The sequence below is a fragment of the Nostoc sp. DedSLP04 genome (assembly GCF_034530775.1).
In the GTDB taxonomy this organism is placed as follows: domain Bacteria; phylum Cyanobacteriota; class Cyanobacteriia; order Cyanobacteriales; family Nostocaceae; genus Nostoc.
Genome location: NZ_JAVRCL010000004.1, coordinates 1 through 12042 on the forward strand (window position 1 = coordinate 1; position 12042 = coordinate 12042).

7 protein-coding genes are annotated in these 12042 nt (G+C 44.4%); 5 read left to right on the forward strand and 2 right to left on the reverse strand.

From position 1 onward, the window contains the following. Positions 1 to 53: 53 nt before the first annotated feature. A complete protein-coding gene (locus RMX89_RS03390) occupies positions 54 to 5279 on the forward strand; it encodes a PAS domain S-box protein (protein WP_322687925.1) in 5226 nt (1741 codons plus the stop codon). Between the two features lie 125 nt (positions 5280 to 5404). On the opposite strand, the gene RMX89_RS03395 is transcribed toward RMX89_RS03390, so the two are convergent. Together RMX89_RS03395 and RMX89_RS03400 are read right to left on the reverse strand one after the other, a co-directional pair. After that, entirely contained in the window at positions 5405 to 6454 is a 1050-nt protein-coding gene (locus tag RMX89_RS03395) for a DUF6745 domain-containing protein (RefSeq protein ID WP_322687926.1), read from the reverse strand. Beyond that, positions 6441 to 6734, reverse strand: a complete 294-nt coding sequence (locus RMX89_RS03400) for a hypothetical protein (RefSeq protein ID WP_322687927.1) — start codon at positions 6732 to 6734, stop codon at positions 6441 to 6443. Before RMX89_RS03400 ends, RMX89_RS03395 begins: the two co-directional genes overlap by 14 nt. 509 nt (positions 6735 to 7243) lie before the next feature. On the opposite strand from RMX89_RS03400, the gene topA reads away from it, so the two are divergent. The 4 genes from topA to RMX89_RS03420 all read left to right on the forward strand — a co-directional run bounded on the left by topA (position 7244) and on the right by RMX89_RS03420 (position 11943). Continuing rightward, positions 7244 to 9895 carry a type I DNA topoisomerase gene (gene topA, locus RMX89_RS03405; RefSeq protein ID WP_322687928.1) on the forward strand — a complete coding sequence of 884 codons (2652 nt, stop codon included), beginning with the start codon at positions 7244 to 7246 and terminating at the stop codon, positions 9893 to 9895. 414 nt (positions 9896 to 10309) lie between these two features. Further along, a complete protein-coding gene (locus RMX89_RS03410; protein ID WP_012410890.1) occupies positions 10310 to 10450 on the forward strand; it encodes a hypothetical protein in 141 nt (46 codons plus the stop codon). Positions 10451 to 10457: 7 nt separating this feature from the next. Beyond that, positions 10458 to 10922 (forward strand): type II 3-dehydroquinate dehydratase, encoded by a 465-nt coding sequence (gene aroQ / locus RMX89_RS03415; protein WP_322687929.1) that lies wholly within the window; start codon positions 10458 to 10460, stop codon positions 10920 to 10922. Positions 10923 to 11001: 79 nt separating this feature from the next. Continuing rightward, on the forward strand, positions 11002 to 11943 hold the full coding sequence (locus RMX89_RS03420; protein ID WP_322687930.1) for an ADP-ribosylglycohydrolase family protein: 942 nt from the start codon (positions 11002 to 11004) through the stop codon (positions 11941 to 11943). Positions 11944 to 12042 lie beyond the last annotated feature (99 nt).

The window sequence follows — 12042 nt, forward strand, 5'->3', positions numbered from 1 at the left end:
TTTTTCTTTTAATCCTTTTATTCAGAATACTCGGAAAGTGACAGAAGAGGGGTATGCTGACAGGACAAGGAGATGAAATTACTGCTGTCCGTGCGATGAAAAGTGGTGTGCAAGATTATCTGGTTAAAAAGAAACTCACACCTGAAGTTCTTCAAGGTGCAATTCATCATGCCATTGAACGGATGGACTTGACTCGACAGTTAGAACAAAGTCGAGAACAACAACAACTGATAGCCGCGATCGCCTTACGGATTCGTCAGTCTCTAAAGTTAGAAGAGATTCTGCGTACCACAGCCACAGAAGTGCGGCAGTTTCTCAAAGTAGATAGAGTAGTTATCTATCAATTTCAGCCGGATATGAGCGGCACAATTATGGCAGAGTCAGTGCTTCCTGGTTGGACAGTGGCTGTGGGAAAGCAGATTCTAGACACCTGTTTTCACAAGGGAGCCAGAAGTGACTATCGTCAAGGGAAAAAACGAGCAATCGACGATATTTATCAGGCTGGCTTAACCAATTGTCATTTGCAGCTTCTAGAACAATTTGAAGTTAAAGCCAATCTAGTAGTACTTATTTTGGTCAAAGAGCAATTATGGGGATTATTAATTGCTCACCAATGTAGTGCGTCTCGTCATTGGCAATCAGTAGAACTAGATTTGTTAGATCGACTAGCGGTGCAAATAGCGATCGCCATTCAACAGGGAAGTGCGTATCAGCAACTACAGGCAGAACTAGCAGAACGCCAACGGACAGAAGCAGCGCTAAAAGCCAGTGAAGAAAAACTCAAGCTGACCCTGAGTTTTGCTGGTATTGGCTATTGGGAATGGAACCCAATCACTAATCAAATATTTGCTAACGAGAATGCAATTCGCTGTTTTGGTGCCGATCTGAGTGATGTGAACTGGACTTATGAAAAGTGGCGGGGTCAAGTACATCCAGAGGATCGAGAATGTATTGAGCAGCAACTGAGGCAGGCGATCGCCACCCAAACCGATTATGCTGTGGAATATCGAGTTGTCTGGCAAGATGGCAGCATTCACTGGGTATCGGTAAAAGGACGGGGAGTTTACAACGCAACCGGACAATTACTGCGAATGCTGGGCGTGCTGATAGATATCACAGAACGCAAGCTCTCAGAGGAGGAACGGCGGCGGGCCCAAATGCTGCGAATTGAATTACATCTTCTGGAGCAAATTCTTGAAGTCGGCCTAGCAGGTTACTGGGACTGGGATATTCCCGGCAATCAAGAGTACTTGAGCTTAACCTTCAAGCAGATGTTCGGCTATGAAGATCGTGAGTTGCCAAATACACCAGAGAGCTGGCAACGCCTGATTTTTGCAGAGGATTTACCAGGTGTTCTGCAACTTTTTGAGCAACACGTCCAAAGTCGCGGACAAATCCCCTTTTACAATGAGGTGAGATATAGACATAAAAATGGTTCTACCGTTTGGGTCATTTGTTCCGGTCGCGTCATTGCGTGGGATCGAGACGGCAATCCCCTGCGGATGATTGGTTGTCATATTGATATTACACAGCGCAAACAGGCAGAAGCTCAATTGTTAGCGATCGCTAATTTGCAACAAGCTATTTTAGATGGCACTGACTATGCCATTATTTCTAATAACTCAAATGGCATTCAAACCTTCAACGCAGCTGCTCAGAAAATGTTGGGCTACACAGCAGATGAAGTTGTTCGGCAAATAAATCCAACTACATTTCACGACCCAGATGAACTCAAACAACGAGCAGCAGAACTCTCGTTGAAATTGGGTAGGGAAATTGCACCTGGTAGGGAATTTTTTACTATCGTCACTCAAGACGGAAATACCTATGAAAACGAATGGACTTACATTCGTAAAGATGGCTCTCGGTTCCCTGTATTTCTGTCAGTAAAAATTCTCCAGGATCTAGAAGGAAACAATATCGGCTTTCTGGGTATTGCCAAAGATATTACCCAGCAAAAACAAATAGAGACAGCCCTGCGAGACAGCGAACTCCGTTATGCAAATTTGGCAGAAGCTGCTCCTGTAGCTATTTTCCGACTGGATGCCTTTGGTAACTGCATCTATGCTAACGATCGCTGGAGTGAGATGACTGGTAGACCAACACAGGCAGCATTGGGGATAGGTTGGCTACAGGCTTTGCACCCAGAAGACGCCGAGCGTTTGGGCAGGGAATGGTCTCTAAAATTTGAGCAAGAACATGTTAATCCAAGGGAATTCTATCAGAGTGAGGGCAGACATCTACGCCCAGATGGCAGCATCAACTGGTTCTATGTCCAAGTGTTACCTGAAATCAACACCAACGACACCATTATTGGCTACATCGGCACGCTGACAGATATCAGCGAACAGCAAGCTGCGCTGCGCGAACGCAAACAAGCAGAAGAACAGTTGCATCACCTCTCCGAACGGCTAACCATAGCTATCGGTTCTGGAGGATTTGGTATTTGGGAATATGATTTCGTCCAAGCAAGGCAGATTTGGGACGAGCGCATGTACCAACTATATGGAGTGAGCAACACTGATTTTAGTGGTTCTTTTGATGCTTGGTTAAACTGCCTACACCCAGACGATCGCCCTTATATGTTGGAAACTATAGAGCAAGTTTTGCTAGGAAAGCAAGAATATAATGTCGAGTTCCGCATCGTTCAACCAAGTGGAGAAATTCGTTATCTTAAAGGCTACGGCATTCTCAAGCGTGCTCAACAGGGTGAACCTGTACAGATGATTGGGGTTAACTATGATATCAGCGAACGCAAACAAGCCGAAGAGGAACTCATCCACAATCGGGATTTGCGAGAAGCAATTTTTAACGAATCTGCCGATGCCATTTTTCTAGTCGATCCGCAAACCCTGCTCACCCTAGATTGCAATCGGCGGGCAGTAGAAATGTTTGAGGCGGTTGACAACGCTGAATTGATCGATATCAATGGGCAGACACTCCAGTTGCGGCCATTCACTACCAACGAAACGGATGCGATCGTCAGAGATATGCAGTCAAAAGGTTTCTGGAGCCTAGAGATTGAATATATTACTCTTCAGGGTAAGATTTTCTGGGGAAACATTGCAGCCAAGCCGATTACTGTAGCCGGACGCACCATGAATCTAGTTCGGATCGCTGATATCAGCGAACGAAAAGAGGCACAAGAGGCATTGGCGAAATATGCCCATGAGGTCGAAGATTTATATAATAATGCTCCCTGTGGCTATCATTCCCTCGATAGCGAAGGCCGATTGCTCAAGGTCAACGAGACTGAACTGCAATGGTTGGGTTATACGCATGAGGAAATGATTGGTCAACCCCTGCTGAATTTTTTCACCCCAGCCAGTCGCTTGTCCTTCGCACAAAACTATCCTCACTTCAAAAAGCAGGGTTCGTTGAAGGATGTGGAATTTGACATGATTTGTAAAGATGGCACAGTTTTCCCAGTGCTGGTAAGCGCTACTGCTGTTAATGATGCAGAGGGTAACTATCTATACAGCCGCACCACCCTGTTTGATATCCGCGAACGCAAACAGACCGCGCAAGAACTGGAAGAATCACGTAAAATGCTGCAAACTGTACTAGATACATTTCCGCAACGTGTTTTCTGGAAAGACCGCCAATCACGCTTTCTCGGCTGTAATCCAGCATTTATCGACCATTCTCAACTGACAGCCGATGAAATTATCGGCAAGACCGATTTTGAATTACCTTGGGCAAAGTTGGCACACCTTTACTGTGCAGACGATGAGATGGTGATGAATACTCGAACACCTAAGCTAGGCTATGAGGAGCCATTTGAAGGGGCTAATGGCGAACAACTCTGGCTACGAACTAATAAAATTCCCCTGACCAATAGCGCCAAAGAGGTGATTGGCGTAGTGGTATCTCACGAAGATATCACAGAACGCAAACAAGCCGAAGCACAATTGCGGCAAACGAATGAGCAGCTTGCTAACGCCAATATGGAACTTGCCCGCGCCACTCGCCTCAAAGACGAATTTCTCGCAAACATGAGCCATGAATTGCGAACACCTCTGAATGCGATTTTGGGTATGTCAGAGGGCTTACAAGAAAGTGTATTCGGCTCCATTAATGAAAGACAAGCAAAAGCGATCGCTACTATTGAGTGCAGTGGCAGACATTTACTAGAACTAATCAACGACATTCTAGATTTGTCTAAAATCGAATCTGGCAAACTGGAATTGCAACTAAGTGATGTTTCTGTTAGGAGCCTTTGTGATACCAGCCTTGCCTTTGTCAAACAGATGGCTTTGAAAAAAAGTATTCGTCTTAGTATTCATATTTCTGACAATATTGACAGCATCCAAGTAGACGATCGCTGCCTGCGTCAAGTACTGATCAACCTGTTAAGTAACGCTGTCAAGTTTACGCCAGAATGGGGATCTGTAACGCTAGAAGTCAGGCTGGAGGGGGCAGAGGGGCAGAGGGGCAGAGGGGCAGGGGAGCAGGGGAGCGGGGGAGCAGGGGAAGTAAATTCTTCCTTGTTTTCCTCATCTTTCCCAAATCTCTGCTTCTATATCACTGACACCGGCATCGGTATCGCCCCTGAAGAAATTGGCAAGCTGTTTCAGCCTTTTATCCAGCTTTACAGCAGCCTTAACCGCCAGTACAGTGGCACTGGTCTAGGTTTGGCACTGGTACAAAAGATTATTACCCTACATGGAGGAACAGCAGAGATTCTACGGTTGTCAGGTTTGTCATTTGAACAGCATCAAGGAAAAGTCAATCAAATTTTAGTTGCTGGACAACAACTACAATCGTTGATCGACAGCTTGCTGATTATGGCAAAGCTGGAATCTGGGAAAATGGTTCTCAATTACACAGAAGTAGACCTTTGTACGCTGTGTATGTCAGCATTGGCAGATATTGAGGCGATCGCTAATCAAAAGAACCTGACTCTGATACGCGAACTACCCGAACCTGGTGGTATTGTTGCAGTAGATGCAGTTATCTTTCGTCGAGTGCTGGATAATTTGCTCTCCAATGCCATTAAGTTCTCCCCGTCCAAGTCTCAAGTTACCCTACGGGGAGAGTATTTAGCAGCAGGCGGTGTAAAAGTGCAAGTCGCTGATTCTGGTTCGGGAGTAAGTCTGGAGTTACGACAAATCATTTTCGAGAAGTATGAAATTGGAACTTCGATACCAGAAGTTTCGCAAATTGGTTTAGGATTGGCTTTCTGCAAAATGGCGATCGAGGCACATTCTGGTACAATTACCATCGAAGATAATTATCCAAATGGTAGTATCTTCACTGTACTACTCAAAAATAAATAATTAACTCTCAAGTTACTGCATTTAAGAATTTATAGTATGCTCTTTCTGCTAATGTGACATCTAGTATGAATGGCTTGTCATTACCTATTTGAACAATTTCTAAATGGGGAAAGTCCTTTAGGCAATTATGTTTGCACACCAAATTCTTCTGGATCTACGCCCCAATTTACCCAGCTAATTGCTTCACGCGCTGAGTTCATATTTGGTGGAACTCGCAAGGCGTGAATAAACCCTGTACTAGGGCAAGTCATTTTTAATAAATAAATCGGCTCGATATCCACATTGTTATCAATTCCTAATAGTGTATATTCATGCCAATTATCTAATTCAATAGCTTGCAATTCTTCGCAAATTCTAGCGTAACCGATACCCTGAATTAGTACTCGCCGTAGCTCTGCGTTTTCCTCTGATAAAAGCCATTGAGATTGCCATTGTTCAGGGTGGATCTTACCATATTTTTCAGGTAAGGTTACATCGTGATAGAAGTAAAGGCTAAATCCATCGGCATACTCTATTGCGGGTTCGCCTTCCGCGTGGAGGCGATTTTGATTGTCGAAGCGCAGGTGAAGGGGGCGATCGCATACTATACAAATTTTTTCAAATGTAAAAATCCAACCACAATCCTTAATTATCGCCTGAAATAAATTCCATTTTCTTGAGTTATGAGTACAATTTAACACTGAAATACAAAAATCCTTATCAATTCCATTAAGAAGGATTTTTGTAGGGGAAATACAGCAATCTACTAATGATGCTACATCTTGCTCTGTATCATCTAATTCATTTATTAAAGGTATACCTAAATACAATGAATCTTGCCTTAATAAAATATAAGCATCGCTAGAAAATTCTGCACTTAATTTATTAATAATTTCTATATGTAGGTGTTGATATATCTCACGCAAACCAAAAATTAACTTCCATAATCCTTGATATAACTTATATTCCAATTTGCTCTTCAAGCCACCATTAATAGCAGCCCAAGCAGCATAGGGACTATCAAAAAATAAAATCTCAGGCTTAGATAATCCCACAAATACATAAGCAGCTTTTACCACCTTGGCCGCTTTTTCACGATCAATCCGCTCAGTTGAAAGCGCGATCGCTCTCCACTTCTCCCGATAAACTGGAATCAAAGCCTCTTGCTCAGGCGTTAACTTTTCAATCAGCGACATATCGCCAACCTTCAGGCTCGTATTCCCGTTGAATTTTCACTATCCAATCACCTTGGGGAATAGAAATAGCTTTATGCTCCTCATGGGCAAGCAATGCCGACTCTGAAAACACACGTAAATAAAGTGTGCTATCTTTCTCGTATAATTCGGCGTTTCCCTCAGTAATGCGATGCTTATGCCCCGTAACTTCGCCTTCTGCCAAAGTTAAGTGAGGTAATTTTTGTCCTTCAACCTGTTGCACAGGTAGTAAAATAACATCACCCTGACGAATTGGTTGCATAGTTTTGCTTTCCTGATATAGGTATAAATGCTACTTCGCTTTTCCTCTCAAGTTTGGTTTAATTTTGGCACAAGCTTTATTAAAGTGGGGCATTGGGCATGGGGCATGGGTCATTGGGCATTGTGAAGAGGAAGGATAAGGAGAAAGACTTGTTATAAGTACTCACTCAAGTCACCTTGTCTCCCTGTTCCTTGCTTTCTCATCTTCCATGCCCAATGCCCCATGCCCCATGCCCAATTTCCCAATTAAAGAATATTTTGAAAACTGTAGTCGCCAATTATGCGTTAGATAAGTTAAAGATTGAAATAGCTGGAAATTCAGACCCAGCGTATCCTCATTTATCCTCTGGGACAGACTGGGCATTAAGTTCAGCGGATTTTCTCCCAAACAGGCAGTTTATGTGAGGATTAAATCACCGCCCTAAGCGTGACCATTTATCTTGACAATTTGTAAAAGTTACCTCAATTTGACTGTTTAGCTTAGTAGCTCTTCTTTTTATTGAAATTTCCATGTCAACTCTCGTCATCGTCGAATCTCCAACCAAAGCTCGTACCATTCGCAACTACCTGCCAGCAGGCTATCGGGTGGAGGCGTCTATGGGTCATGTGCGTGACCTACCCCAGTCGGCTAGTGAAATTCCCGCTGCCGTCAAAGGGGAATCATGGGCACAGCTAGGGGTAAATGTGGACGCCGACTTTGAACCGGTATATGTTGTCCCGAAAGACAAAAAGAAAATTGTTACCCAGCTCAAAGATGCCCTCAAGGATGTAGATGAACTGATTCTGGCAACAGACGAAGACCGGGAAGGTGAAAGCATTAGTTGGCATTTATACCAACTACTGAAGCCGAAAGTTCCGACTAAGCGGATGGTGTTTCACGAAATTACCCAAGAGGCGATCAAAAAAGCTCTGAAAGACTGCCGCAATATTGATGAGCAGTTGGTTCGCGCCCAAGAAACGCGGCGGATTTTAGATCGGCTTGTCGGCTATACCCTGTCTCCCCTGCTATGGAAAAAAATCGCCTGGGGATTATCTGCTGGGCGGGTACAATCTGTAGCTGTGAGGCTTTTAGTTACTAGGGAACGCCAACGCCGCGCTTTCCATGAGGGTACATACTGGGATTTGAAAGCTAGTTTGTCAAAGGAAAAAACCCCCTTTGCTGCCCAGTTGGTAACACTGGGAGGAACCAAAATTGCTAACGGCAGCGATTTTGATGCCGCAACCGGACAAATTACCGCAGGTCGTAATGTCTTGTTGCTAAACGTTGAACAAGCGGTAGCCCTCAAGGAACGCCTAACTGGGAAAACCTGGAATGTTAACGACATCGAAGAACGCCCAGTCACGCGCAAACCGTCGCCACCGTTCACCACTTCGACGTTGCAACAAGAATCTAACCGGAAACTGCGTCTCTCAGCCCGTGACACAATGCGGGTTGCCCAGAATTTGTACGAGCAAGGGTATATTACCTATATGCGGACAGATTCGGTGCATTTGTCAGACCAAGCGATCGCAGCTGCTCGGAGTTGTGTAGAAAAGCTCTACGGTCAACAATACCTCAGTCCCCAACCCCGGCAATACACCACCAAATCCAAAGGCGCACAAGAGGCGCACGAAGCAATTCGTCCAGCGGGTAGCACCTTCCGCACCCCCCAAGAAACTGGTTTGGGCGGTCGGGAACTTGCCGTTTACGATTTGATTTGGAAGCGGACTGTCGCTTGTCAAATGGCTGATTCCCGGCAAACTCAAATTACCGTGCAATTGCAAGTCGAGGATGCTGGATTCCGTTCTTCTGGCAAACGAATTGAATTTCCCGGATACTTACGCGCCTACGTTGAAGGTTCAGACGACCCAGAAGCAGCACTGGAAGACCAGGAAGTAATTTTACCAAATCTGAAAGTGGGCGATCGCCCCGATTGTACAGAACTGGAAGCCGTTGGACACGAAACCCAACCGCCAGCTAGATACACCGAAGCAACTTTAGTGAAAACCTTAGAAAGCGAAGGTATCGGTCGTCCCAGTACTTACGCCAGCATCATTGGCACCATCATCGACAAAGGTTATGCCCATTTAGTAAGTAACGCTCTTATTCCTACCTTCACCGCTTTTGCAGTCACCGACTTGCTGGAAAAACATTTCCCGGATGTTGTCGATCCCAGTTTTACCTCGAAGATGGAGCAAACTCTCGATGATATTGCCACAGGTGAAGCGAAATGGCTACCCTACTTGCAGCAATTCTATCTGGGAGACAAAGGACTGGAAACGCTGGTAAAAGAGCAGGAAAGTCAGATTGATGCCACCAAAGCTAGGACTGTAGAACTTGAAAATTTAGATGCCAAAGTCCGCATTGGAAAATATGGCCCCTACATTGAAGTCGAAAACGGTGAGGGGGTGATCACCGCCTCAATTCCCAAAGACTTGACACCAGCCGACCTCGACCCCAAACAGGTAGAAGTATTGCTGCGGCAAAAAATCACAGGCCCTGACCAGGTAGGCCGCCATCCCGAAACTGGCGAACCGATTTATGTGAAAATTGGTGCTTACGGGCCTTATGTGCAATTGGGTGACAAAACCGACGAAAACCCCAAACCAAAACAAGCCTCCCTACCCAAAGGTGTTACCCCAGAAACCGTTACCCTGGAAATGGCTGTTGGTCTATTGGCACTACCTCGGACATTAGGAGTTCATCCAGTTACTGGCGGCAAAATTCAAGCAAGTTTAGGACGCTTTGGCCCTTATGTGGTTCATGACCAGGGTAAGGAGGGGAAAGACTACCGCTCCCTGAAAGCTGCCGATAATGTATTGACAATTAACCTAGAACGTGCACTAGAACTGTTATCCGAACCCAAAAAGGGGCGCAGTTCCACCAACAGCAAGTCAAAGGCAGCCTTACGCGAATTAGGTACGCATCCAGAAGATGGAGAAACAATTAACATCTACGATGGCCCCTATGGCCCTTACATCAAGCATGGCAAAACCAATGTCAGTATCCCAGAAGGTCAAACGGTAGAAGATGTAACCCTGGCGGCGGCGCTGAACTTGTTGGCAGCTAAGACATCGACCGGAAAATCGACTCGCAAAACGAGTAAATCAACGACTTCCAAATCTAAGTCAACTGCGAAATCATCAACAACCGCTGCAAAGAAAAAGGGTACAGAAAACTAGTGGTAAGTCAAACAATTTTGGATTTTAGATTTACGCTAGCGTAGCGTTAGCGACAAAGGCGTGTCTTTGAGATTTATTTCGCCCATAACGGGCAAGGCATGAATCTCAAAATTCTCTTAATCCAAAATCTAAAATCTAAAATTCCTACTCAATAGTCTATCTAAAGTCCGATTTTTAACTCTTGACCCTTGATATCCATCCTTGATAGGATACAGTTCATTAGGTTCAAGTGTGATACTCTAAAAAGTAAGGGAAAACACAACGCTAAATTTTAGAAGTGGCTTATGTCCCAAATGCGGGCCCAAATGCAAGATTGTGTATCAGCCCGATTGGAAGCCAGAGGTGCGAAAGTATGTTTTTTTCTGCGTACCTGTTAATCAAAAATTGAGGTAGTATCTCAGGAGCGATCGGTTCATGGACTATATAGAAAAGGTGCTGGAAAAGCTTAAGGAATTAGCTCGTAGGTTAATTGAAAGCCTATTAGGGCCAGAGGCTGAACCGGAACCGGAACTGATTCCGATTCCTGTGAACGATCGCTCGCGCCGTCGCCACTAACCCCACAGTGGTAAAGTCGGCGTTAGAACCCTTAAGTATTCTGGCACTGCACGGGCCAAACTTAAATTTGCTAGGACAGCGAGAACCAGGAATTTATGGTTCGCTGACACTAGATGAAATTAACCGCCTGTTAGAAGAAGAAGCATTCAAATTACAGGCGAAAGTTTTTCCTTTGCAGTCAAATCATGAAGGAATTTTGGTAGATAGTATTCATGGCGCGTTAGGGCAACATCAGGGAATTCTGATTAATGCAGGAGCATACACCCATACAAGTGTGGCCTTGCGAGATGCGATCGCTGCTGTTAACTTGCCCACAGTGGAAGTACATCTAAGTAACATTTACCGCCGGGAAGAATTTCGCCATCATTCTTATATCGCTCCAGTTGCGATCGGGCAAATAAGTGGTTTTGGCGTTCAAAGTTACTTATTGGGCTTACAAGCTTTGATAGAACATTTAAGAGTTAGGAGTTAGGAGTTAGGAGTTAGGAGTTGGTAGTAAAGTTAGGAATTAGTAATATTTCATTAACTCCTCACTTTTAACTACATAATTTATGCGTTACTCTCCTATAAGTCGGTTTAAAGGAACTTTACTTGGGGCATTCCTGGGAGGAAGTTTAGCTCCTAGTGGTAAAGTACAGTTTGAGAGTTACCCAGATTTAGGCAGAGTAGCAATTCTGGGTATCCAGAGTTTGATTGCCTTGGGTAGATTAGATTTAGATGATTGGATAGAGCGTCAGCAAGAAGAATTTCCTCATTTAGTAGGAACTGATGACATTTCGATAAAAATAATTATTGCCACATTACCAGTAGCACTTTTTTTTCACGAAAATCCGATTAAGCTCCGACAAAACTTGCTGCGTGTGCTGAAAATTTGGGAGGATGACCCAGTAATCAGGGATGGAACACTAGCAGTAGGATATGCGATCGCTCTTGCCCTAACTGAAAAACTTGACCCTCTAACTCTTATCCCACAAACAATTTCTTTTATCGGAGAAACACCGACATCAATACCAAAAAAATTATTAAGAGTCCAGACTTTATTAGAGCAAGGGGCTGGATTATCAACAGCCCAAGCCGAGTTTGCTAAGGAAGAAAAACTCAGTAACAGTATTGCTATGGCATTTTACTGCTTTTTGAGTACCTTAGAAGACTTTCGCCTAACAGTTTTACAGGCTACTCACAATCACAATTATCAACTGCAAGGTGCTACGCTTCTAAATTCACAGGCTACAGGTGCAATTACTGGTGCTTTGTCGGGAGCATATAACGGGATAGGTGGAATTCCCGTAAATTGGCAATTGCTCTTGCAGAGGAATTCTCCAGTATGGGGATTAACTAGCTTTTCCCAAGTGTTAGAATTGACCGATGCATTTGTGGGGGTGTGGTCAGGAGTGTATAATCTTACCTTAAACCCAAAAGAGTTAACAGAGGAGGGATGTGAGGTGGCTTTGCTTTCAGTTTACGCAGCTCCTCGCGTTATTCGGTCGCGTTAATCTTAAATTAACCAGATAAGGGGTTAAAAGTAGGTAAACTTCCGCCACCGTGTATTAATCTCATATACTAGAATTTTTCAGTAAACCCTCGGACTGATT